This window comes from Pseudomonas sp. NPDC090752 (assembly GCF_055584805.1).
The window spans coordinates 165,296-189,935 of the sequence record NZ_JBVJLI010000006.1; the positions used below are offsets into that span (position 1 = coordinate 165,296).

Sequence of the window (24,640 nt, forward strand, 5' to 3'; positions counted from 1 at the left end):
CTGGCGTCGAACTTCTGAGCAGGGTACGGAAATGGACATCAATAGCAGAGCCGGCTTTGCCACAGCTTCACGCCCACGGTCGCAGACTCTGGCGCTGGAACAGCGAATTCTCTTCGACGGCGCCGCCGCAACTGCTGTCGACCAGCAGCACCACAGTGACGCCAGCTCCACCGACACCTCGGATACCAGCCACCCCGCGCCTACTGCCAGCGAAGCGCAAACCACTGCCCCAGCGCCCGCCCCACGCAACCTGGTGGTGGTCGATGCCCGCGTGGAAAACCGCGAGCAACTGGTCGCCAGCTTGCCTACCGGCACTACCGCACTGGTGGTGGACCCCGGCCAAGATGCCATCGCCGCCATCAGCACGGCCCTGGCGCAACTGGGCAAAGTCGACTCGATCCAGGTGTTCTCACATGGTGCGTCTGGCCAGTTCACCCTGGGTAACCAGGTATTCACCAGCCAGACGGTCGAGCAGTTGGGTGATCGGCTGAGTGCTTGGCGCGGCGAGCTGAATACCGGTGCCGACATACAGCTGTACGGCTGCGATGTCGGTGCCGGCAGCGCCGGCCAGGCGTTGGTCAACGAGCTGGCTCGCTGGACCGGTGCCGATGTCGGCGCTTCCAGCAATGCCACCGGTAGCCCGCTGGCGGGCGGTGACTGGCGCCTGGAGGTCAGCAGCGGCGATGTCGACAAGGTCATCGCCCTGGCCGCCACGACGCTCGACCGCTTCCAGGGTCTGCTGGCCGACGCCAGCCCCACCGCCAGTCTGAGCAGCGGCGGCGCCGAGGTGCAACTGGGCGAGCAGTTCACCTTTACTGTGAGCTTCAACAACCCCTCGACCCAAGAAGGCTACGCCCCGTTCATCGACGTATTCATGCCGGCTACCGGTCGCGACGGCGATGATGGCGCCAGTTTCGTCTCGGCCACCTACCTGGGCCAGACGGTCAACAGCTACGTGATCACCTTCGATGCCAACGGCAATGCCACCCACCCGCTGGCCAAGGACGCCAGCGGCAACGCCCTGGTGATCAATGCCGCCAGCGTGGGGATGAAACCCGGCGACCAGATGGTGGTGCTGCAGCTGCCCTACGCCAGCGTCACCAATGGCCAGCCCAGCATCGACATCCAGATCACCGCGCAGCTCAGCAACCTGGCCGATACCACCTACTCCGACGGCGCGCCCAACCTCACCATCAACACCCGCGCCGGCTTCGAATACGGTAACGATTCACTGAACAACCCGGTCCAGGACCCGAGCCTGGTGGAAAGCGCGCTGCACAGCTTCATCGTCACGCCGACCCTGCTGAAGGTCGAGCAAACGGTCAACATGCCCGAAGGCGAAACCGTCACCGGGCCGAACTTCACCCGCACCCAGACCGTCACCGTGACCCCGGCCGCGGGGCAGACCCTGAGCAATGTCACCGTGACCCAGACCGTGCCCGATCAGGTGCATGTCAGCGCCATCACCCCAGGGCCGGGCGGCACCCTGACGTCGGTGACGCTGCACGACGGTACCGTACTCTCCAACCCGGCGCTGATCGCCCTGGCCCTGGCCAACCCCAACGCCTTCGTCGCTAGCTACGATGTGCACTACGACACCCTCAGCGCCGCCAGCACGACCCAGGTCAGTTTCTATGTGCCGGAAATCGACGCCAATGGCCGGCCCGTGATCGACCCTGCCACCGGCAACCCGGTGCAGATCAACTTCGGCACCGCCAGCGTCACCGGCGACTGGAGCCCGCTGGACCCGCGCGACCGCCCCACCGACCCCGACGGCTACCCGTTCAGCGAAACCGGCAATGGCCAGGGCGTGACCTTCGTCGCCAAGTCGATCACCCTGCTCAAGCAGGTCAACCTGCAGACGGATGTCGGCACGACCGGCCTCACCCCCGGCGACACCCTGCGCTACACCATGGACGTGGCCATTTCCGACTTCTTCGCCTTTGGCGAAAACATTCTCGAGCAAGGGCAGTTCACCCTGACCGACCTGCTCAGTGATGGCCAGACCTTCGACCCGAACAACCCGCCCACCCTGCTGATCCAGCAACATGGCGTGGCGCAAAACATCGCTCTGATCTACACCCAGACGGTGAATGCCGACGGCAGCACCACGCTGGTCTTCGACATTGCCGAGTCGATCCGTCAGGCCATCGCCGGCCCCGGCATCGCAGCGCTGTTCGGTGACCTGTACGACGACACCGTGCAGGAAGGCGCCACGCGCCTGAGCATCGTCTATGACGCGACCATCGACGCCACCTACACCAGCGACCATCCGCCCCACGACCAGCTCAACGAAGGCGACAGCGTCGGCAACAACGCCACGGTCAATGCCACCGTGCTGCGCGACGCCGTCAACCTCGGCGGCACCCAGACCGACGGTTCCAGCACCACCAGCACCATCGACACCTCCACGGTCGACATCGAACTCACCCAGGTCAATGGCGGCAACCCGCCGGTCAACGGCGAACTGCGCCCAGGCGACGTGGTGACCTTCACCATCAGCTATGACCTGCTGGTGGCCGACTACGAAAATTTCAAGCTCATCGCCTACCTGCCACTGCCTCTGCTCGACGCCACGGGCATCGCCTGGAGCTTCGGCACCGGGGTCGGGCAATGGACGTTCGGCCTTGGCAATACCACGCTGGATGTACCCGACAGCGTGACCACCGGCCCCGGCAACTCGATCAACTTCGACTTTGGCAACTATGTGTCTGGCGGCATCAACGGCGCCACCGTGCAGGTGCGCTTCACCATGGTGGTAGGCGACCAGCCCTACGCCGACCAGCGTGAGCTGGACGTGCTGGCGCAGTCGAGCCAGACCACCACGGTCGACAAGACCGTGCTCACCTCATCGGATGTGGCGGTGATCGAATCGGTCGCCGAGCCGGTGCTGGACATCCGCCACGGCGTGGTTTCCAGCAGCAACGGCACGGTCACCGGCACCACCGGCAGCTGGTCCGCCCCCGGAAGCAGCGGCGTGCCGTTCAGCGGCAGCGTCACCAGCCTGGCGGCGGTGGACGGCAATGTCAGCGGCATCGATGGCGCCGACACCCTGCGCCTGGCCACAGCCCTGAAGAACAGCGGTGGCGGCGGCGCGTTCGATGTCAGCACCAGCATCACCCTCCCCGCCGGGCTGTCGTTTGCCGGCGGCAGCCTGGCAGCCGCCAACCTGCAGATCTACCGGGGTGATGGCACCCTTTTGGTGCTGGGCAGCGACTACAGCGTCAGCGGCAACACCATCACTTTCCTCGACGCCAACGGCCAGGCCAGCCTGCTGGCCGGTCGCGCTGGCACCGCCAATGACCTGTCCGGTGCCAACGTGGTAGTGATCACCTATGACGTCAGCGTGGCCAACGCCATTCTCGCCTCCAGTACCCTGCAAAGCACGGCGGCACTGACCTACTACGCCAGCATCGACGGCGGCCAGGACTTCACACCCACAGACCTGGTCGAAGTCGCCAATCAGCAAGTCGCCGCGCCCACCATCAGCAAGACCTACAAGGATGGCAGCCTCAGCGAGGATGACTCCAGCGCCACCCACACCACCGGCAGCAACCTGGTAATCGGCGAAAGCATCACCTACGACATCGTCGTCAACCTGCCGGAAGGTGCCACCGGCAGCCTGCGCATCAATGACCTGATTCCGCCCGGCCTGCGCCTGGATCCGCGTTTCAACGGTAACCTGGGCTATGAAATCATCACGACCACGGCGGGGAGCGGCGCCCTGTCGGCGAACTTCAATGGCGTCCTCAACGTCAATCCGGTGACCCTGGATGGCAGCGACGGTGCCGACCTGATGCTGGTGTTCTCCAGCGCCGGGGCCACGGCCGACAACGTCATCGGCAACAACAGCTTCGTCATCCGCCTGGTGCTGGTGGCCAGCAACGTGCCCGGCAACCAGCAAGGCACCACGCTGAACAACGGCGCGCAACTGGTCTACAGCGACCCCGACGGCGACACCCCGAACGGCACCGCACCGATTGATCGCAGCCTGGTCAGCCCTCAACAGCCTGGGGTAAGCATTGTCGAGCCCACCCTCAGCGTCACCCAGCAGGTGACCTCGACGCCGACATTCGGTGGCTTCGATGAGGGCGATACCGTCACCTTCACCATCACCGTGGCCAACAATTCCGGCACAGACGCCTTCGACATCAGCCTGCTGGACGTGCTGCCTACGCAAATCGACAACCTGGTGATCAGCGGCACCATCCAATACAACGGCGGTGCCAGCAACAACGGCGGCGTCGATTTCGTCATCCTCAACGGGCAATTGGTGACCGCCAGCGGCGCCAACATCGACATCGCCAACGGCGGCAGTATCGTCATCACCCTCAGCGGCGTGGTCAACGCCACCGCCGCAGGCCAGGCCGCAATCCCCAACAACGTCGACGTGCGCTGGAGCAGCCTGAACGGCACCAATAACAGCACCGATACAGTCAATGGCGAACGTAGCGGTGACGATGGGCTGCTCAATTCGGGCGTGCTCAACGATTACCAGGTATTGAGCGCTTTGCTGATCCCGGTCACCAACGGGATCCAGGTATCGCGCGTCGGCGGGGTGTCCGACACGCCGCCCGCCACCAATGGCAGCGGCGCCACTGATACCAGCGGCCTGCAGGAAACCGTGGCGGTTGGCGAAATCGTCCGCTACCGGGTGGCCGTGCTGGTACCGACTGGGGACAACCCCAGCTACCAGATCCGCATCGAACTGGCCGCAGGCCTGGAATTCATCCCGGCCGACCTCAACAACATCCTGATTGCCATGGTGTCGAGCCAGCTCAATGGCCTGACCACCGACGCCACCAACCTGCTCAGCGGTGGCACGCTGTACATGACCGGCAACCAGAACAGCGACGTGGCCTTGCCTATCCACACCGACCTGGGTGGCGTGGCGCCCTCCGGCGTTTTCGATGGCAATAACGGCCGGCTGCAGATCATCACCAACGCTGACGGTAGCCAGACGATTACCTTCAGCCTCGGCAACCTGACCAATACCGAAGCCAACGACAGCGATATCGAAGGCGTGATCCTCGAGTTCAACGTGCGCGTCAGCAACGTGGTCGGCAACCAGGCCAACACGCAGTTGGGCATGACCGTGTTCGAGCATGTCGGCGACAACGGCGGCGTGGACCGTGGCAAGAGCGATACCCTTTTCGAGCGGGTGGTCGAGCCGAGCTTCACCAGCATGGACAAGTCCGTCATCGACGTGACGCCGGGCGCCGTGGCCGGCACCACCGACGCCACGGTGTCGGTGAGTTTCACCCAGAACGGCGGCGTGCCGGCCTACGAGACGCACCTGGCCGACCAGTTCCCCAACGGCAGCAACTACCAGGTGCAGAGCATCCTGCTCAACGGCGTGGCCCTGGACCTGGGCAACCTGCCTGCAGGCGTCAGCTTCACCGATGGCACGGCCATTGCCGTGGACTTCGCCCGGCTGGCGCCCAACGACACGGTCCAGGTGATCTACACCGTGACCCTGCCCAACCAGACCATCGCCGACAACGCCGCCAGCGCTGCCGTGCTGACCTGGACCAGCCTGCCCAGCGACTTCGAAAGCACCGGCTGGGGCGGTTCGCTGCCCGTCACTGCCGGCGGGGCCACCGGTGAACGCACGGGCCAGGACGGCGCGGCTGGCCTGAACAATTACATCCTCAGCGACGGTGCCGGCATGGGCGTGATCCAGGGCACACTGTGGGACGACACCCGCAGCGCCACGGATAACGTCAGCCCTGACGGGCCTGGCCTGGACGGCATCGGCGTCAGCCTGACCTGGGCCGGTGACGATGGCCAGTTCGGCACCGCCGACGACCGCACCTTCAGCACCATCACCAGCAATGGCGGCCTCTACCAATTCGCCCTGCTGCCCTCGGGCAGCTACCTGATCGCCGTGGCCCAGGACCACCAGGCCAGCACCAACAACAACTTCCGGGTGCGTATCGATACAGACACCGGCGCGGCCTTGGGAGGCCTGGGCCGGGTCAATGTGGCGCTGGGCGAAGGCAGTACCGGCATCGCCGACGCAGGCTACGTGCACATCAACGAGGCACCGATCAACACCGTGGCCGACCAGCAGGGCCAGGAAGACACCGTGCTGCACATCGGCGGCCTGGCCATCAGCGACATCGACGTCAACGCCGGGAACACAGACGGCATCATGACCATCACTCTGACCGTGGTGCATGGCGTCATCTGGCAGACCGCTACCCCGCCAGCCCCCACAGCCACGCCGCCCGCCGGTGCCGGCCGCAGCCTGGTGCTTACCGGCACGCTGAACGAACTGAACGTGCTGCTGAGCCAGCTGTATTACAAAGGCGACCAGGACTTCAACACCTTCCGCGATACGGAAACCCTGACCATGGTCACCAACGACCAGGGCAACTTCGGCGACGCACCGCTCAATGGCGACGGCATCCCCGGGCAGAATCCAGCCGACGCGCTGAGTGACACCGACGTGATGAACATCGTCATCGACCCGGTCAACGACGCGCCGATCGCCCATGACGACCTGGCCATTGCCGTGGAAGCCGGTGGCTTCAACAACGGCGACCCAGGCGTCAACCCGACCGGCAACCTGCTGGCCAACGACACCGATGTCGACATCCAGACCAACAACGACGTGCTCACCGTGACCCGCATCGCCAGCAATATCGTGCCGGGAGGTGTGGCGGTGCCGGGCACCGGCGTCACGGCCATACAGGGGCGCTACGGCACGTTGCTGATCACCGCGGGTGGTGGCTTCCAGTACAACGTCGACAATGCCAATCCTGAGGTGCAGGCGCTGCGCACGGCGGGCAATTTCATCAGCGATTTCTTCGGCTACGACATCGTCGACAGCGGCGGCCTGACCAGCAGCGCGATACTGCAGGTGAATATCCACGGCGCCAACGATACTCCGGTGGCCATCAGTGACGCCGCCACCGCCATCGAGGCCGGCGGCACCAATAACGCCACCCCCGGCCAGGACGCCACCGGCAATGTGCTGACCAACGACACCGACGTTGATTCGGTGGCCTTGGGTGAAACCAAGCAGGTCACCGCCGTACGCTACGACGGCCCCGGGGGCGGTCGGATCATCCCCGTTGCCAGCGGCCAGGCAACCAGCGTGCAGGTGAACTTCGGCACCCTGACCATCAATGCCGATGGCAGCTACCGCTACGTCATCGACAACAGCAACCCCGCCGTGCAGGCACTCTCCCCCGGCCAGACGCTGACCGAGGTGTTCACCTACCAGATGGCCGACACGGGTGGCCTGAGTTCGCTGAACATCCTCGTTATCACCGTGCAGGGCGCCAACGATGCGCCGGCGGCCGTGGACGACGTAAGCAGCGCCAGTGCCGGCGCCAGCGATGGCAGCCCGACGCCGGTCAATGCCAGCGGTAACGTGATTACCGGCAACGCCGGTGTGGGCACCGACACCGACGTCGACAACCTCGATCAGCCGACCGCCACGCAATTGAAGGTCGACGGCGTGCGCAGCGGCCTGGAAAGCGCCGGTGGCGCCCTCAGCCCGGTGGCCAACGGCGCACCTGCGACCATTACCGGCACGGTAGCGCGGCTGGCTGACAGCAGCCTGATCAGTGGCAACTTCGGTCAACTGACTCTCAACGAAGACGGCACCTACAGCTTCGCGGTCAACAGCGCCGACCCGGCGATCCGCGCGCTGAGCGCCGGGCAGAGCCTGCAGGTGATCTTCACCTACCAGATCCACGACAGCGGCGGCCTGATCGACCAGGCGCAGTTGGTTATCACAGTGACGGGGGTCAATGACCCGCCCGTGGTCAATCCGGTCAGCATCGACGCCATCGAGGCGGGTGGGCTGAACAATGCACAACCCGGCCTCGACCCTGCTGGCAGCATACGCGCGGCGTATAGCGACCCGGATGGCGATACCCTGACCATCAGCGGCGTGGTCAGCCCGAACGGTATCAGCGGCACGCCTGGCCAAGCCCTGGCCGGCAACTACGGCAGCCTGGTGCTCGATGCCCAGGGCAACTTCAGCTACGTGGTCGACAACAGCAACAGCGCGGTGCAAGCCTTGCGCACCGATGCCGACCAGCTTACCGAGGTGTTCCAGTACAGCGTCAGCGATGGCAACGGCAAGGTCGTCACCGCCACCTTCACGGTGGTCATCCGTGGCCGCAACGACACGCCCATCGCCACCGATGACAGCGCCATCGCCATCGAGGCCGGCGGTGTCAACAACGGCACGCCCGGCCAGCCAGGCAGCGGCAACGCGCTGGGCAACGACACTGACGTCGATGCCGGTGACAGCAAGACACTCGACGGCATCTACCTCGGCACCCTCGCCGCTGGCGGCACGTTCATCCAGGTGAATGCCGGCGCGACCGTGGTGGCCGGTACCTACGGCACGCTGAGCATCGACGCCAACGGCAACTATGTCTACACCGTCAACGACAGCCTGGCCGCCGTACAGGCGCTCAAGGCCGGCGAGCAGCTGCGCGAGACCTTCAGCTACCGCATGCACGACACTGACGGCGCCAGCGCCCAGGCGCAGATCAACATAACTATCGAGGGCCGTTACGACACCCCGGTGGCCAATGACGATTTTGCCTACGCAGTGGCCGTGGATGACGACGGTACAGGCGGACGTAACCCCACCGGTAACGTGCTGAACAACGACACCGACGTCGATGCCAACGACACCAAGGCCGTCACCGCCGTGGGCGTGGGTGCCGAGAGCAGCAACCCGGCCCTCGACCCACTGACCGGCAGCGCGACCGTGACCACCAACTTCGGCACCCTCACACTCAACGCCGACGGCAGCTATCAGTTCGTGGTCAACTCCAACGACCCCAGCATCATCGCCCTGGGCCCGCTGGGCTTCGTCATCCAGCGCTACACCTACCAGGTCACCGACGGCGGTGGGCTGAACGATACCGCGACCCTGACCATTTTCATCCGCGGCGAAAACCAGCCACCGATTGCCGGCCCCGACCAGGGCCTGGCCGTCGAGGCCGGCGGCTTCGACAACAGCATCCCGGGCAGCGACCCCAGCGGCAATGTGATGGACAACGACAGCGACCCGGACACCATTAACATCCTGTTCCCGGAAACCCTGGAGGTGCTGGCCTTCTGGAGCGGTGACGGCCCGCTGCCCAACGATGCCAGCCTGGTCGGGCAGACCTTGCGCGGCCAGTACGGCGACCTTACCGTCAATGCCGACGGCAGCTGGAGCTATGTGCTGGACAACAGCCTGCAGGCTGTGCAGCAACTGCGCACCAGTGGCCAGACCTTGGTCGACAACTTTACCTACCTGCTTTCGGACATATGGGGCGGCACCGCCAACGGCTTGCTGACCATCACCATTGACGGCCGCAACGACTACCCCGTGGCCAATGACGACATCGCCAACGCCGTCGAAGCCGGCGGCGTGAACAATGGCACCCCCGGCGTGGACCCGCAGGGTAACGTGCTGGACAACGACACCGACGTCGACGGCGTGCAGTACGGCGAGAGCAAGACGGTGCTGCAGTACACCGGCGAAAATGGCCAGACCGCCAGCGCCGGCCAGGTGCTGCAGGGCCTTTACGGGACGCTGCTGATCAGCGCCGACGGCAGCTACCAGTATGTCGTCGACAACAGCAACCCTACCGTGCAGGCCATGCGCAGCGCCGGTGAATCGCTCCGGGAAGTCTTCACCTACCGCATGCGCGACACTGCCGACATCACCGTCGATGCCCGCCTCACCGTCACGATCCAGGGCGCCAACGACAACCCGGTGGCCCGCGACGACAGCAACACCGCCAGCGACCAGGTACCGGCGCCACACACCAGCGGCAACGTACTGCCAAACGACAGCGATGTGGATGCCGGTGACGGGCTGACCGTGACCGGCATCCGCAGCGGCCAGGAAGTTGGCACCGGCAACGCAGGGGTTATCGGCCAGCCGATTGCCGGCCAATACGGCATTCTGGTGCTCAACGCCGACGGCAGCTACACCTACACCATCGACCTGAGCAACCCGGATGTGCTGGCAGCCGCAGGCCTTGGCCAAGTGCTCAAGGACTACTTCACCTACACCCTCAGCGACCTGGCCGGCGGCACCGATCAGGCCCAACTGATCATCACCCTGGATATCTCCACCCCGTACATTCCACCCGGCCCGTATTTCGACCGCGACAGCCAGAACCGTCTGTACAACCTGCCGCTGCCCGACGTGAGCCCGGCAGTCTTCGTCGCACCGGTGGTCGAGCGAATCAACCAGGCCCTGACCTTGTCTGCCTGGAACGCCGATGGCAGCGATGTGCGCCTGTTTGCCACGCCCGAAATCGAAAGCCAGTCGCTTGGCAACGGGCTTGGCCTGGTCCCGGGCCAGTTCGTTGCCAGCGCGGTGGCCGAGAGCCGGCGCGCCAGCCTGGAGGATCAATACTGGATCGACGGCCGCCACGGCGTCATCAGCCTGACCGCCGACGGCCTGCTGCCGGACCCTTCGCTGTGGGCATCTGTACACACCGACATGGTCGCGCCAGCGGAGCAACCGCCACAAGCTGCGCGCGGCTTCCGTGCGCAATTGCGTGAGGCCGCCCAGCGCCGCGGCAGTAACGCCCCATGAAGCCGATACATTCGCCGACGGACCAAGGACTGCCTATGTCAGTATCGACCTTTAAGACCCTCAGCACCTTCACCGCTGTCAGCGTCCTGCTCAGCGCGTGCTCGGCGTTCCAGCCCAAACCATTCACCGAGGACGAAATGCGCCAGCGGGTGGTCGAAGACCAGGCGCGAATGTACAAGGAACAGGAACCGGTCAACGGGCCGATCACCTTCTACGAAGCTTCGGCGCGGGCCCTGAAGTACAACCTCGATTACCGCCTCAAGTTGCTGGAGAGTGCGCTGGCCTCGGACCTGCGCGATGTCTCCAGTCACGAGATGCTGCCGCGCCTGGTGGCCTCGGCCGGTTATGCCGGGCGCAACAACGATTCCGGCGGCACCTCGATCGGGATCGAGGACCGCCAGGTCAGCTTGCGCCCGTCTACCTCCGAAGAACGTTACCGCACCCTCTACAGCCTGGGGCTGTCGTGGAGCCTGCTGGACTTCGGGGTCGCTTACTTCCGCACGCAGCAAAAGAACGACCAGATGCTGATGGCCGAGGAGCGCCGCGAGAAGGTCGCGCAGAATGTTCTGCAAGACGTACGCAACGCCTACTGGCGCGCGCTCGGTGCCCAGCGCCTGCTGCCCGAAGTGGACGGCCTGCTGATGCGCACCCACCGCGCCCTGACTGCCGCTCGTGAGGCCGAAGGCAAAGGTCTGCTGCCGCGCCAGGATATCCTCGCCTACCAGCGTGCCCTGCTTGACTCGGTGTACATGCTCACCGTGCGCCGCCAGGACCTGGAATTCGCCCGCGCCGAACTGGCCGCGTTGATGTCGCTGCCGCCCAATACCCGAATGGTGCTGGCCGACGTCACTGAACAGCCGCTGCCGCTGTTGACCAGCAACGTCGAGCAACTGGAGCGCCTGTCACTGGAGCGGCGTCCGGAAATCATGGAAGAGTGGTACCGCAAACGCGTGAGCATGAACGACCTGAAAATCGCCAAGGCCCAGTTGTGGCCGAACGTGAGCTTCAACTACGGCTATGAGTACGACTCCAACAAGTACTTGTACAACAGCGACTGGAACCAGACCGGCATCAATGTCTCGATGAACCTGCTGCGCCTGTTGCAGTACCCGGACATCGCCGCAGCAGAAAAAAGCCAGGAGAAAACCGACGACATGCGCCGCACCGCGCTGTCGATGGCGATCCTCACCCAGGTCCGCGTCGGCCTGCTGCGCTACCAGCTGGCGCGCCAGGAGGTGGAGTTCGCCGACGAAAGCCTGCGCGTGGACCAGAGCCTGCTCAGCTACGCCCAATCGTCGCGCAACGCGGCGCTGGGCAGCGAACTTGAACTGATCCGCGCCGAAGGCCGCCTGCTGCTGTCGCGCTACCAACGAGAAGCCGCCTACTCCGATGCACAGGCAGCTTGGGGACGGCTGTACAACTCGATCGGTTTCCAGGTTATGCCCAAAGAGATCAGACAGCATGACGTGAAGACCCTGGCAAGAGAGATTCAGAATACGGTTGAGCAGCAGACACGGGAAAATCTACTGGCAGAGGTCAAGTAACCGAGTCTGAAAGACAGCAGAATGAGTTGATTTCCCTCATCAGGTATTGCGCGTGACTTCGTAGACGAAAGCGGGCGGCATGCTGTCGATCTCCAATGGATCTTGCGGAGGTCGATACATGAACATCCTGAAGGTCATTTTTTCAGGCGTGATATCGATGATGCTAAAGCCGTTTTTCTCGGTGATTTTCAAAGCCTCCTGCATGCCGATCAGTTGAGAGGGCTTGGATTCGATAGCGCGGAATGATGAGGGAAACACAAGGTCGCCGGTACCGAGCGTACCGGTAAGGATAACGTCGACCGGACGCGGCAAACTCAGCTCGCCACTACGATGGACGCGCCCGGCAGCTGAGGCATGAAAATCCCCCTGAATGATGGCGGGAGTACGCTTTTTCTGAGCGGCGATGGCACTGATCAAACGCTGATGCTGGGCGAACCAGCCGCGTTGCCAACCAGGTTTTTCCTTGTACAGCACAAGGTTTCCGGCCTTTGCATCGAGCAAATCCGGATACCAGTCGCCCAGCTTACCCGAAGAGTAGGCAAAGGGTAGCGACGGTACGTGCAAGAAATGCGAGGTGTCTTCAGTGACCGTACGCTTGATCAGCCAGTCTTCGACCCATTGTGGGATAACCTGGGCATAATCCCCTTTGTAATTTACATAACGACGGCAATCGTACATCACCGCCTCAAGCAGTGATCCATAACGCAGCGTACCGAAGGTCATGTTGCAATCTTTCGGCAAACCCGCTCTATCGCCCCCCGGCAACCACAACGGCCGATTGCGGTCTGGCAGGTACTCAGGGTAGTAGAGGTGCTGTGTCTGCTCAGCGCCGAGCAAGCCGTAGGTATCCGTTGGCAGCGTCACGTTGATCGAGTCGTAATCGTCGTTTTCGAATAAATCGTGATCGTCAGTGGGAAAAAAAGCGGGTGTCGAGCGTAAAGTGGTCCCGTAAAGGCCGGCAATCTGGTAGTCGCAGATACTCGTGAATACTGGCGCATTCCTGGGATGCATCATCGGAACACTGATGTCCAACTCGCCAAACTTGCCCCACATCTCCTTTTTTACATAATCGGGCGCGACCTTGACGAACGTGGTAGTCAGGTCCCAATAAATGTGGTCGCCGTTAGCGATGACGATATCCGGTGCGTGCGACATGCCTCGCGCCAGTAAACGCCGGCGTACTGCCATATCGAGAAATGTCGTCTTGCCATCGAGCAGCGCACCATCGTAGCCGCCACCACAGGTGTAGGAGAGAATGCGCAGATGCTCAGACCCTGCGTCAGGGTTCGGGAATGTCTTCAGCGGCCAAGGCGCGCAGAGAGCCAGACCGGAAGGGTCGAAGATTTGCAACTCATATCGGGTGTCTGGCTGGAGCGGTGACACATCAAAGCGCCAGAAGCGTCCAGCCAAATCGGTTTGCACACCGTCTACGGGACGGCCATCGACCATCAGTCGTGGTTGGAACTGCAGCGGCTGTTTGAAGGAAGCCTTGATTAGGAAGCGCTCGTGGCTCGCGGTGGGGATCAAGTGTTGCAACTGCCCTGAATCCCAATCATCGCTGCCGGCGGCCCAACTGAGCCGGTGAAGACCGAAGGATCCGAGGGTGCTGGCAGCAGCGCAGCTTTGGATAAAGTGCCGGCGTGTCAAGCCGTCACGCTGTTTCTGCCTCATAGCTCCTTCCCCTTCAGATTGCGCTGCTCGCTGCGCGAGCGCTCATGCCCATGGAAAGCGGTGGGCGAAGCCACTCTCGGCTAATCGCGCTGGCCCAGTCAGGAAGGCTAGATGGCCACGGTCGACTTGCAAGGCAAAAAAAACCTGGCCCAAGCAGCGGGCCAGGTGCTCGGCTAGACCGCCGACAGGTCGATGACCCGATAGAGTGCTCGCTTCGCCTGCACCTTTAATGCTTTTGCAGTGCCGACGGGCGCAGCAGCCAGGCCGCCAGCGCCGGCAGCAGGAGAATCGCGCCGAGCAGGTTGACCAGAAACATGAAGGCCAGCAGGATCCCCATGTCGGCCTGGAACTTGAGCGAGGAAAATGCCCACGTGGCAATCGACAAGGTCATGGTCACAGCGGTGAACACCGACGCTGTGCCACGTTGCTTGAGCGCCTCGACGAAGGCCTCGCGCAGTTCCAAACCGCGTTCGTGCATCTCGTGCTTGATCCGCTCGAACAGATAGATGCCGTAGTCCACCCCTACCCCAACCCCCAGTGCCACCACCGGCAGGGTATTGACCTTGACGCCGATGCCCAGCAGCGCCATCAGTGCATTGCACAACACCGTAACCAGCGCCAGCGGCAGGATCACGCACAGGGTGATACGCAGGCTGCGGAACATCCACAGGCACAGTAGCGCCACCGAGGCGAACAGCGCGCTGTTGACCAGCCGATCACCGGCATGCACTACCTCATTGGTCGCCGCCATTACCCCGACGTTGCCCGAGGCCAGCTGGAAGGTCACCTGCTCACTGTCGTTGGCCGCCTTGAAGGCCTTGATCCTGGTCATCAGTGCGGAAATGGTGTCGGCCTGATGGTCGCGGGTGTAGATCGAGACTGGAATCGCGTTGCATGCGCTGTTCATGTACTCGGTACCCACCCGTGTAGCAAAGCCCACACCTTGAGCAATCTGCGCCGTGGACTCGGGAATCACCCGCCATTTCAGGTCGGTCTCGGCGTAAGCCTGGGTGATGTTGGCAACGAACCCGGCCAGGCTGCGCACCGACGACACGCCATCGTCCTGGCGCAGGAACAGCTCTAGCTCGGCGATCGGGTCGAGCACCTCGCGTTTCACGCAAGGCGTTTCCTCGTCACCCCGCGCCTGGGCGATCACCTGTAGCAGGTCGACGCCGATGGCGAAATCACGGGTGATCACCGCCACGTCCTGGTTGTAGCGCGAGTCGGCGCGCAATTCCGGTACCCCAGCGCCGATATCCCCGACGTGCAGATGACGCGCCTGCAGCAGCCCCAATCCCAGCAGCACCACCGCGCAACCCAGCGCCCAAGCTGCGCCGCGGCGGGTGGCGAGCACCCCAAGCCGCTGCCACAGCGCAGCACCGAGGCCTTCCTTGCCGCGCAAGCTCTGGGCATCGGCCGCCGACAGCCGCATGAACGAGAGCAGGATCGGCAGCAGCATCTTGTTGGTGACGATCATCACCGACACGCCCAGGGTCGCGGTGATGGCCAGCTCACGGACCATTTCGATGTCCACCAGGGCGATCACCATGAAGCCCAAGGCATTGGCCAGCAAAGCAACGGCGCCAGGGATGAACAGCTTCTGGAAGCAGTTGCGTGAGGCCGTGACGCCATCGGCGCCCTGCAGGGTCTCAAGCTTCCAGGCATTGGTCATCTGCACCGCATGGGACACACCAATGGAGAAGATCAGGAACGGTACCAGAATCGACATCGGGTCCAGAGTCAGATCCAGCAGTGGCAACAGGCCAAGCAGCCACACCACCGGTACCACTGCGCAAATCAACGCCCAGCCAGTCAGCATCAGCGAGCCTGAGTACCAGTACAGCAGCACGGCGGTGATTAGCAATGCGACGATGAAGAACACCAACACGCCGGATGCACCCTCGGCGATGTCGCCGATGGACTTGGCGAAACCGATGATATGGATGCTGATATCAGGGCGTTGGTTAGCCTGACGGATCTGTTCGAGCTTTTTCGCCACCTCCTGCAGATCCAGGCGCTGGCCCGTAACCGGATCGGTTTCCTGCAGGTTGGCGACCACCATGGCAGAGTGCAGGTCGCTGGAAACGATGCGCCCGACCCAATCGGACTTCAGCGTGCGCTCTCGCACTTGGGCAATCTGCTCGGCAGTACCCGAATAGCTGGAGTCGACCAGGTTTCCCCCGGTGAAACCGTCCTCGACCACCTCGGTGTATCGCACGTTGGAGGTGAACAGCGAGTTTACCGAGCTGCGCTCCACGCCGTTGATGAAGAACACCTCGTCAGACACCTTGCGCAGTACTGCCATGGCCTCGGGCGTGAATACCTCGCCCTGGTGATTCTTCACCGCCACTAGCACCTTGTTGGCGCCGCCAAAGTCCTTCTGGTAATTGAGGAAGGTCTGCATGTATCCGTGGTGGAGCGGGATCATCTTGAAGAAACCCGCCTCCACTTTCAGCCGAGTGGCGCTGTAGCCCAGCGCCAGGGTAAGGAGGATGAACAGCGCCAGTAGCGGCCGCCGCTGGTGGAAAATCCAGTACGACAGCTTTCCGACCAGGCCCCGGGAGAAGTCCTGACGCTGCAGGTGCACGGTATCTTTCAAGAATTGTTCCTGGGTACTCATGGGTTACTCCTCCACGGCGTCGAGGTGGGTCACGCCACGGTCCCCAACGGCCAGCAGTTGCCCATCGCCGAGTTCAAGAGCACGGGCCAGGCTGGCGTGGGTGGACGGCAGCGCCTTGAAGGTCAGCCCGTTGTCATCGCTGGCCATCAGCTGGCCGCTGTTGCCCAGCAGCAGGATGCGGCCCGTGCGCTGTTGCAGTGCGCCATTGAAGGCGAAAGTGGTACCGGTCGCGCGTTGGTGCCAGGTGCGCCCGGCGTCGGCGGAATACCAGAGGTTGCCGCGCATGCCGTAGACCAGCAGACCGCCGTCCTGCAACTGCAAGGCGCCGAAGAGGCTGCCGGCATAGGGGATCTGTCGGGCTTGCCAGGTTTGCCCACGGTCGTCGGAGCGTGCCAAGGTGCCGCTCTCCCCCACCATCAGCAAGCCACCGTCGGCCAGGTCGATGACCTGCGAGATATGCCGATCGAAATCAGCGTCGAGCACCGGCAAGCGTTGCCAGCTGGCCCCGTTGTCGGTGGACAGCAGGTATAAGCCGAACGCCCCCCAGGCAGCCATCCGACCATCACCCAGCGACGCAACGCCCAGCAGCGCGTCGCCGTTGGTCTCGGCCTCAACGGTAGCCCAGTGGGCACCACCGTCGGTAGTGCGCAGCAAGGTGCCGCCATGGCCGACCGCTACCCCGGTAGCGGCGTCGGCAAAGGCCACACCGACCAACGTGCGCGTGGTCGCCGTGCGGACCGTGGACCAGTGATCGCCGTGCAGGCCGGCGCGCATCACCACGCCACGCTCGCCGACCGCCACCAGGCCGTTGGCGGTGGCGGTAATGTTGAGCAGCAGCGCTCGGTTCGAACGGACCGAGGCGTCAGGAAAGGCAGGTTCGGCCAAGGCTTGACCGGCGAGCAGGCACAGGCCTACCAGCAGCGGCAGACAGGTTCGCGACATGGGATACTCCGGCGGGCTGCGCAGGGTCGCTGCGCAGCGCACTCAACTGGACGGGGTTCGGTTTACTTGCCCATTCGACGCAGGGCGTCGGGCTGGAAGTCGACGAAGCGCCCCTTGGTGCCGAACGTCCAGGGCTGGGTTTCCTCGTTAGCCAGACCGGCGAGGTAGTAGCTACCGTTGCTCAGGTCATGCCAAATGTTGGCGCGGTACCACGGCACCTGTGCATCGTAGAACTGTACCAGCGGGTGCACACCGACCCGCCACAGGGTGCCGCGGGTGTCGTACGCGTCGCTGGCCAGCACAGTCCAGGAGTCTTCATCCAGGTACATCACGCGTTTGCCGTACACGTGCTTGGCGTCCTTGCGCAGGGAGGCCTCCACAACCCACACCCGGTGCAGCTCGTAACGCATGAAATCAGCGTTCGGGGTGTTGGCGGTAAGGATGTCTTTGTACGGCGTGTCCTTGGCGCCTAGTTTGTAATCGTTGTACGGAACATACATCTCCTGCTTGCCGAGCAGCTTCCAGTCGAAGCGGTCCGGAGCGCCGTTGTAGCCGTCGAAGTCATCGGTTACACGCAAGCCTTCGGTGCCATCATTGACATTGTCGTAGGCCAGGTCAGGGGCACGCCGCACGCGGCGCTGGCCCACGTTGTAGATCCACGCCGAACGCACTTCCCTGACCTGATCGATGGGTTCGTGCACCAACTGCACGGTGCCGGCCAGGGTCGCCGGAGAGATGAAGCGCGCTGAATAGTTGAGCAATCGGTTGTCCGACTGCTTGTCCATATTCATGTCGAACACCCGATTTTCCTGGATACGCAGGTTGTAATAGTCGCCGCTGCCGCGCACCGGGAAAGAAGCGTAGGTACGTTGCAGACCACCGCCCAGGTAGCGCAGGTTGTGATTCCAGATCGCCTCCAGGCCGCTGGACGGAACCGGGAACGGTGTAGTGGTGCCGTTGAGATTGCTGACGCCGAAGCCGTTCAGCTGGACGTTTGGTGCCTCCTGCCTGACCTTGGCGGCGATCTGCGAAGGCACGCTGGCGGTGCGGTGGGTCGGGTACACCGGCATCTTGAAGTTTGGGTATTTGGCGAGCAGCGCCTGCATGCCGGGCGTGACCTTGTCCTTGTACTGGGCGAGGTTAGCTGCGGTGATGGTGAACAGTGGTTTCTCGCTGGCGAATGGGTCGATGTAGCCTTGGGCCGCGTTCCAGCCGGCCGGCGGCTGAGTCAGCCCACCGGTATACGCGGGGATCGAGCCATCGGCATTGCCCGCCATTTCACCTCCCAGCGGCGTAAGGTCCTTGCCCAGGCGGGCAGCCTGTTCAGCCGTGGTCTGGGCCAGTACCGGGCCGCTGAGCGCAAGCAGCAGCGCTGCGGCCAGATGGGCAGTGTGCAGAGTCGGTTTCATCGAAGACTACCTCTTGTTGTTCTAGTCAGAAGCTGTAGCTGTAGCTGGCGGCATAGAAGTCGCGGTCGTGAAGCGGGTCGTATTCGGCGCTGTTGTCGAAACTCACGTAGCTGAAGTCGAGCTTGTGCTGCTTGTTGTAATCGAACGTGATACCCAGGGCCGACGTGATCCGCCCTTCGTTGAACTGGCCGTCCATGGACACCCCATCGACGTCCTGGCCGATGAAGGCGTAGGGCGAGGCGGTGAAACGGCTGCCGAGGAAATTGTTGTAATCGAGCTGCCCGCGCAGGCGATAACCCCAGGCGAAGTCAGTGACATAGCCGTCGTTCTTGCAGCCGGCAGGGCTTGCGTTGACCAGGCTGGGCACGGGATTGCTGCAGGTGTTGCCGCCGGCCGGCACCGACTGCGCCGACCCCAGGCCGTAGATGAAGCCGCGACCATAACGGCGGCTGTCATCGTCCTGGGGCACGTTGTTCCACTGCGCACCGACTTCAGCGATGATGGTGAGGTTGTCGGCCTTGAGCACGTTGGGGAATACATTGACCCCATTGATCTGCAGCTGGGTTTTCTCGTAGCGGTCCCAACCGGCGGTGAACGGTGCACTGGCAAGCTTGACCTGTTGCAACAGGTCCGCCGCCGGACCTACGCCGGCCAGGGCACCGTTGAGCAGGTCGGCACCGTTGATCTGCACTGGCTGGTTGGGCGAGTAGCTCAGCTCCGAGCCGATCGACCAGCCGGCCATCGTGGTGGTAAAGCTCAGGCCGAACAGACGAATGTTTTCTGGGTACTCCCAGCTTGGGCCAACGAACTGCCCGGCGGCATTGCGCCCAATGGCGCCCGGTGGATTGGCGCCGGGGAATTCGGACAGCGCCGCGGACGCTGTGCTGCGCATCCCCAGGTACGGGGTGCGCGAGTGGTAGTTCAGGTAATACAGGCCGGCCTCGGCGTCCAGGGCATCGACGGGGATACGCAATGCCACGCCCCATTGACCGCTGTCGTGAGGATCTTTGCCCTTGACCTCCGGCAAGTAAGTGCCAGCGGCAATCTTGGTGGGCGACGACGGGTCGGTGCCGCCCAGGAACGTGCCTAGCTGGCAATCGCCGAAGTCCTGGCCGATGGCGCTTTCAGTCACCGACCAATAGTGGCCGCAACCTTCAATGGCGGTGCTTTCGTATTTGAGTTGATAAAAGGCCTCCATGGACATGCCCGCTGGCAGGCCGATGTTGAGGTAGGCCATCCACACAGGTATCAGTGCTTCCTTGAGCTCGGTACCGGGGCGACGCAAGGCCGGCACGTCGAGTGGGTTGACCTGGTTGATGCCCTGGATGAACGCGCTCTCGCCCCAGTTCACGACTTGCCGGCCAAGGCGCACCTGCACCGGGGAGTCATTGATATACCAAGTGTTGTAGAGGTAGGCATCGAGCAGGTAGACACCGCTGAACTTCTGCAGATCGGCAGTACCGTCGTCATTCAGCGGCTTCTTGCGGTACCCGTTGGAGGCGCTGCCGAAGTTGACGCTCTCGTCCTTCAGTGCCTGGTCATACCAGCCTTTGACCCGCACCAATCCCCCCATGTCGCCGTTGCGTAGCGACACGTCGGTGACGAACTTGGCAATCGAGGAGAAGCGGTCGCCCTTGTCGTAGTTCAGGTTGCCAGCATCCACTGAGCCCCCAGTGCCGCCAGACTTGCCGAGCAGCGCACCGTTGGACGCACTGTACAGATCATGGTCCTGGCCTTCGGCACGCCATTGCGAACCGACGGACAACGTGGTGTTCCACTCCCCTTCCCAGCCGTTCTCCAGCTGGAAAGGCAAGGCCTGGACAGTGCCGGCCGACAAGCAGACGGCCAGTGCCAGCGGTTTGAGAAACAGACGATGGTTGACGTTCTTGTTATTGTGCATGCAAGTCTCCGGCACCGCCCTTGGCCTGCCTGGGCGTCGTGCGCCAGGCAATCGAGCGTTCTTGTTGGTTTGCCAAAGAATGCCCAGAAGCATGCAGAAACATTTGTCGTTCGATGTCAGCCATTTATCTTTTGCCGCCAACCGTCAGCCACATCTATCGCGAGTGAGCAAAACCGACGAGGATTGACCTTGCCGCCCCTAATAAGAAGACCCTGAACTGTCATGACGGCCCTGATCAAGACCACTTCCCTGACTGGTTTCCCCCAGCTCGTACGCGAACTGGGGGGCGACCCCGACCACTTGCTACGCCAGGTAGGCATCGAGCCGAAGTCGCTGGAGAGCGGCGCCGCGGTTTTCCCCTACCGTTCGCTGATCAATTTGCTGGAGCTGTGTGCCGAACATCTGCACTGCCTGGATTTCGGCCTGCGCCTTGCGGAACGCCAGAGCATCATGATCCTCGGCCCGCTGGCAGTGGTGGCTCAGAATGCGCGAAACGTCGGCGAGGGCCTGAAGGAAATCATCCATTTCCTTCACATCTACAGCCCTGGCGTGATGGTGCACCTGGACCTTGACTATGAACCGGGACGCCCGCACTTGATCTATGAACTGCGCCTGCGCCAAGTGCCACGCCAGCGGCAAATCATCGAACTGTCCCTGGGCGTGATGCTAAAGACCCTGCAGATGCTCCACGGCCCAGGCTGGCGACCCTGCGCAGTGCTGTCCCGCACCGAGGCGCGCATGCCGCAAAGCCGCTATCAACGGATGTTTGGCGCACGCATCCATTTCGGCCAGGCGCACAACGCACTGGTACTGCTGCCGGAGCATCTGGAAAAGCCAATCAACCAGCATAACCGCCAGTTGCACGACACCATGATGGACTACGTGAGCAACCTCGGTGCGGCGCAGCCGATGCAGATCCGCAGCCAGGTCGACGATGCCATACGTCGCTTGCTGCCAACCCAGCGCTGTGCCCTGCCACTGATCGCCGACCAGCTGGGGCTTCGCGAACGTTCGCTGCAGCGGCGTTTGGGCGAGCATGGCCTGGTGTTCGAGGACATGGTGGAACATGTGCGCCGGGAGCTCGCCGACCTGTACCTTGCTGAGGCAGATATGCCCATGGCGCAGATCGCCGGTTTGCTCGGCTATGCCGAGCAGAGTTCGTTCAACCGTGCTTGCCGTCGTTGGTATGGCACGCCGCCGCGTGAGCGGCGCGCACAACTACGGCTGGTGAAGGCGATGCCGACTCACGCGTAACGGATCATGATCTTGGCGTGCTGGTCTGGCTGAGACAGTGCGGCGAAGGCATCGGCGACACCATCGAGGTCCACCCGCCCGGTGATCATCGGTGCAGCGTCCAGGCTGCCGTCGGCAAGGGCGTGAAGCACCTGGGCGAACTCTTCGCCGGTATAACCGAAGGAAAAATGCACGTTCATTTCCTTGCCGATACCGATGAGCGGTTCGATGCGGTCGCTCTCCATGCAAACACCGACCACCACCAGGCGCGAGCGCGGGGGTGCGTGCTGAATCACCTGCTGGATCATCCCCGGTACACCCACACATTCGAATACCACGCACGGCCGCGGTTGCGGGCCCAGCCCCAGCAGGGCCATGGGCCCGTTGATGTCGTAGCCTTCAGGCGCGGCGAGCTCCAGCCAGGATTGATAAGGCGACTGTTCGGCCGGGTTGACCACGCAGTCGGCACCCATCTTTTCCGCCAACGCCCGCCGCCCGGCGGAGAAATCCGCGGCCACCACCGGGCCGATGCCCCGCGACTTGAGGATGGCGATCATCGCCAGGCCGATCGGGCCACAGCCGATCACCACTGGCACTTCACGGCCATCCAGCCCTGCGCGGTTCACCGCGTGGGCGGCGACGGTCAACGGCTCGGTAAGCGCAGCGATCTCGGCCGGCAGATCGCCGGGCACCGGCAGCACCATCTGCTCGGGCAGCACCATCTGCTCGCCGTAGCCACCCGGGTAGTGGTTGGAGAACCCAATGTGGTGGAACTGCCGCGGCGTGATCACGAACGGCAATGAACATACCCGGGTCCCCACTTTGAATTTCTTTTCACTGCCGGGGCCGTGATCAAGGATCTCTGCACAATACTCATGGCCGAACACGACGCCCTGACGCTCATCGAAGGCAATCGGGATATTACCGCGCTTGAAGTTGGCCAGTACGTGCTGGCAATGGTGAAACATGTGCAGATCTGACCCGCAGATACCGCAAGCAAGGGTTTTGACCAGCAATTCGCCCTGTCCCGGTTCAGGGTTGGCGAGGGTCTCGACCCGCAGTTGTTGGTCACGCATGACGACAGCTTTCATGAAGATCCTCCGCAGTTCCAGGCGCCCCGTTCGGCGGCGCTGCAATCATTTGAGCTGGCCGCTATCGCGTAGCCATTGTTCGGAGCGCTGCAGCCCTTGAGCCAGGCTCACGCGGGGTGCGTAACCGAGCAACCGGCGCGCCTTTTCGATGGAGATGCCACCTGTGCGAGCGAACATGTACATGGTGTCAGGCGCCACTTCACCTGGACGCTTGAGCACCCGATTGATCCCCCACACGATGCGGGTCAGCGCCACGGCGACTGGCAATGGCAGGCTGCGCGGCGCGCCACCTCGCCCGGCCCAGCGCCAGTGGTGGCCGAAAAACTCGCGGCAAGTCACCGACTCAGTGGCGCTGATATGGAAGATCTGCCCGCTGGCCTGTGGCAGACCGGCGGCAAGCATCACCCCGTCCAGCAAATCGTCGATGTAGACTGGCGTCCAACGCCCTTTGCCCCCATTGGGCAAGATAAGGGCACCGGCCTTGGCCATTTTCAGCGGTTCGCTCAGCCAGGCGCGCGAGCCCGGGCCGTAGACATCACCCGGCCGCACCACGGTACAGTCGATTTCACCGGCGGCGTGGGCTGCCAGCACCAGGTGCTCGCTGGCACCCTTGGCCACGCCGTAGCGGTAGTGGTCACCGATTACCACGTCGCAGCGCTCGTCGGCTGCTTCCGGGTAGTTCCAACCTAGCGCGGCGATCGAGGAAAACTGCACGAAGCGTTTGCAGCCGCTGGCGATAGCCACGTCCAGGCAGTTACGCACCCCGCGCACCGACACATCGCGGTAGAGTTTCCACGACGCGGCGAGGGAAACCACTGCTGCCGTATTGATGAACAGCTCACAGCCACGGGCGTGCTCGGCCCACTGCTCAGGCCGCGTCAGGTCGCCAGCGACGACGTTGAGGGGCAGGTTGGCGCACAGGTCCATGCCTCGCACCTCGGCGCCCAGCGCACGATAGCGTCGCGCCAAGGCCTGGCCTATGAAGCCGTTGGCGCCGGTAATGAAAACTGACCGAGGCACGTCAGGGGTCTGTCCCTGCGCACCGACCGGCATGGTGGGATGGCTCATCGAGCACTCTCCAGCAACGGGGATGGAAACGGGCGCGATGGCGCCCGCGAGGCAGGTTCAGCCGAGGGTGTAACCGGCATGACCGGGACGGATATAGCGGGCACGCTCCAGGCCGCGCTCCTTCACCAGTCGATCAATGATCTGCATGATGTCGGTGGCGTCCATCACGTTGACGAAATTGCCGTCCTGGTCGAAATTGATGTTGGCGCCATAGACCACCATGAACGTATCGGTTGGCCCAGTGTTGTCCGCCGGCACGCTGAAGGTGTGGATCGAGCCACCGGGCTCGTACAAGTAGGAGCCTGCGGTTTGCGGCTGATCCGGGTACTCGACGTAGTGCCACTTGCCCGACAGGGTAAACAGGTGCACGGGGCCTGTGTGGTAGTGGCACGGCAGGCGAACCCCAGGCTGAAAGATCACCCGCAGGGTCCAGATGCCCAGATTCGGGTCGAGGTACAAGGGCTGCACGTCGACACCGGGAAAGTACGGCGCCAGGGCGTCCTTGTAGACCGGCAATTCATTGGTATTGAGCGTCAGCAATTCAGTGTGTTCGAACACCGGAGTGGGCATTGGCATTGTTGTTGTCCTC

The 24,640-nt window shown here is 63.1% G+C and carries 11 protein-coding genes; 3 read left to right on the plus strand and 8 right to left on the minus strand.

All coding sequences use genetic code 11. The features are described 5' to 3' along the window. Positions 1-31 precede the first annotated feature (31 nt). Both ACZ6YA_RS10815 and ACZ6YA_RS10820 read left to right on the plus strand, forming a co-directional pair. Complete coding sequence (locus ACZ6YA_RS10815) at positions 32-10,573, plus strand: VCBS domain-containing protein (RefSeq protein WP_465897097.1); 10,542 nt, start codon at positions 32-34, stop codon at positions 10,571-10,573. A gap of 35 nt (positions 10,574-10,608) precedes the next feature. Continuing rightward, on the plus strand, positions 10,609-12,117 hold the full coding sequence (locus ACZ6YA_RS10820) for a TolC family protein (protein ID WP_465897098.1): 1,509 nt from the start codon (positions 10,609-10,611) through the stop codon (positions 12,115-12,117). A gap of 39 nt (positions 12,118-12,156) precedes the next feature. Here ACZ6YA_RS10820 and ACZ6YA_RS10825 read toward each other — a convergent pair whose 3' ends face one another. The 5 genes from ACZ6YA_RS10825 to ACZ6YA_RS10845 all read right to left on the minus strand — a co-directional run bounded on the left by ACZ6YA_RS10825 (position 12,157) and on the right by ACZ6YA_RS10845 (position 20,659). Further along, on the minus strand, positions 12,157-13,788 hold the full coding sequence (locus ACZ6YA_RS10825; protein WP_465897099.1) for an alkaline phosphatase D family protein: 1,632 nt from the start codon (positions 13,786-13,788) through the stop codon (positions 12,157-12,159). Between the two features lie 226 nt (positions 13,789-14,014). After that, positions 14,015-16,408, minus strand: a complete 2,394-nt coding sequence (locus ACZ6YA_RS10830; protein WP_465897100.1) for an efflux RND transporter permease subunit — start codon at positions 16,406-16,408, stop codon at positions 14,015-14,017. Between the two features lie 3 nt (positions 16,409-16,411). After that, positions 16,412-17,350, minus strand: a complete 939-nt coding sequence (locus ACZ6YA_RS10835) for a WD40/YVTN/BNR-like repeat-containing protein (protein ID WP_465897101.1) — start codon at positions 17,348-17,350, stop codon at positions 16,412-16,414. A 62-nt stretch (positions 17,351-17,412) separates the two neighbouring features. After that, positions 17,413-18,759 (minus strand): DUF1329 domain-containing protein, encoded by a 1,347-nt coding sequence (locus ACZ6YA_RS10840; protein WP_465897102.1) that lies wholly within the window; start codon positions 18,757-18,759, stop codon positions 17,413-17,415. 25 nt (positions 18,760-18,784) lie between these two features. Beyond that, positions 18,785-20,659 (minus strand): DUF1302 domain-containing protein, encoded by a 1,875-nt coding sequence (locus tag ACZ6YA_RS10845; protein ID WP_465897103.1) that lies wholly within the window; start codon positions 20,657-20,659, stop codon positions 18,785-18,787. Positions 20,660-20,881: 222 nt separating this feature from the next. On the opposite strand from ACZ6YA_RS10845, the gene ACZ6YA_RS10850 reads away from it, so the two are divergent. Continuing rightward, on the plus strand, positions 20,882-21,913 hold the full coding sequence (locus ACZ6YA_RS10850) for an AraC family transcriptional regulator (protein WP_465897104.1): 1,032 nt from the start codon (positions 20,882-20,884) through the stop codon (positions 21,911-21,913). On the opposite strand, the gene ACZ6YA_RS10855 is transcribed toward ACZ6YA_RS10850, so the two are convergent. From ACZ6YA_RS10855 to ACZ6YA_RS10865, 3 genes are read right to left on the minus strand one after another with little or no spacing between them, the layout of a single operon-like run. Next, positions 21,904-22,983, minus strand: coding sequence for a zinc-binding dehydrogenase (locus ACZ6YA_RS10855; RefSeq protein ID WP_465897105.1), 1,080 nt, complete (start codon positions 22,981-22,983; stop codon positions 21,904-21,906). The two genes, ACZ6YA_RS10850 and ACZ6YA_RS10855, sit on opposite strands and share 10 nt — an antisense overlap. A 45-nt stretch (positions 22,984-23,028) precedes the next feature. Then, complete coding sequence (locus ACZ6YA_RS10860; protein WP_465897107.1) at positions 23,029-24,051, minus strand: NAD-dependent epimerase/dehydratase family protein; 1,023 nt, start codon at positions 24,049-24,051, stop codon at positions 23,029-23,031. A gap of 57 nt (positions 24,052-24,108) precedes the next feature. Continuing rightward, complete coding sequence (locus ACZ6YA_RS10865; RefSeq protein WP_465897108.1) at positions 24,109-24,627, minus strand: 2,4'-dihydroxyacetophenone dioxygenase family protein; 519 nt, start codon at positions 24,625-24,627, stop codon at positions 24,109-24,111. Positions 24,628-24,640: the final 13 nt, after the last annotated feature.

Excerpts from the sequence above, each read along its gene's own strand:
- ACZ6YA_RS10815 (WP_465897097.1), top strand. The coding sequence starts at position 32 with ATGGACATCAATAGCAGAGCCGGCTTTGCCACAGCTTCACGCCCACGG.
- ACZ6YA_RS10820 (WP_465897098.1), top strand. The coding sequence starts at position 10,609 with ATGTCAGTATCGACCTTTAAGACCCTCAGCACCTTCACCGCTGTCAGC.
- ACZ6YA_RS10825 (WP_465897099.1), bottom strand. The coding sequence starts at position 13,788 with ATGAGGCAGAAACAGCGTGACGGCTTGACACGCCGGCACTTTATCCAA.
- ACZ6YA_RS10830 (WP_465897100.1), bottom strand. The coding sequence starts at position 16,408 with ATGAGTACCCAGGAACAATTCTTGAAAGATACCGTGCACCTGCAGCGT.
- ACZ6YA_RS10835 (WP_465897101.1), bottom strand. The coding sequence starts at position 17,350 with ATGTCGCGAACCTGTCTGCCGCTGCTGGTAGGCCTGTGCCTGCTCGCC.
- ACZ6YA_RS10840 (WP_465897102.1), bottom strand. The coding sequence starts at position 18,759 with ATGAAACCGACTCTGCACACTGCCCATCTGGCCGCAGCGCTGCTGCTT.
- ACZ6YA_RS10845 (WP_465897103.1), bottom strand. The coding sequence starts at position 20,659 with ATGCACAATAACAAGAACGTCAACCATCGTCTGTTTCTCAAACCGCTG.
- ACZ6YA_RS10850 (WP_465897104.1), top strand. The coding sequence starts at position 20,882 with ATGACGGCCCTGATCAAGACCACTTCCCTGACTGGTTTCCCCCAGCTC.
- ACZ6YA_RS10855 (WP_465897105.1), bottom strand. The coding sequence starts at position 22,983 with ATGAAAGCTGTCGTCATGCGTGACCAACAACTGCGGGTCGAGACCCTC.
- ACZ6YA_RS10860 (WP_465897107.1), bottom strand. The coding sequence starts at position 24,051 with ATGAGCCATCCCACCATGCCGGTCGGTGCGCAGGGACAGACCCCTGAC.
- ACZ6YA_RS10865 (WP_465897108.1), bottom strand. The coding sequence starts at position 24,627 with ATGCCAATGCCCACTCCGGTGTTCGAACACACTGAATTGCTGACGCTC.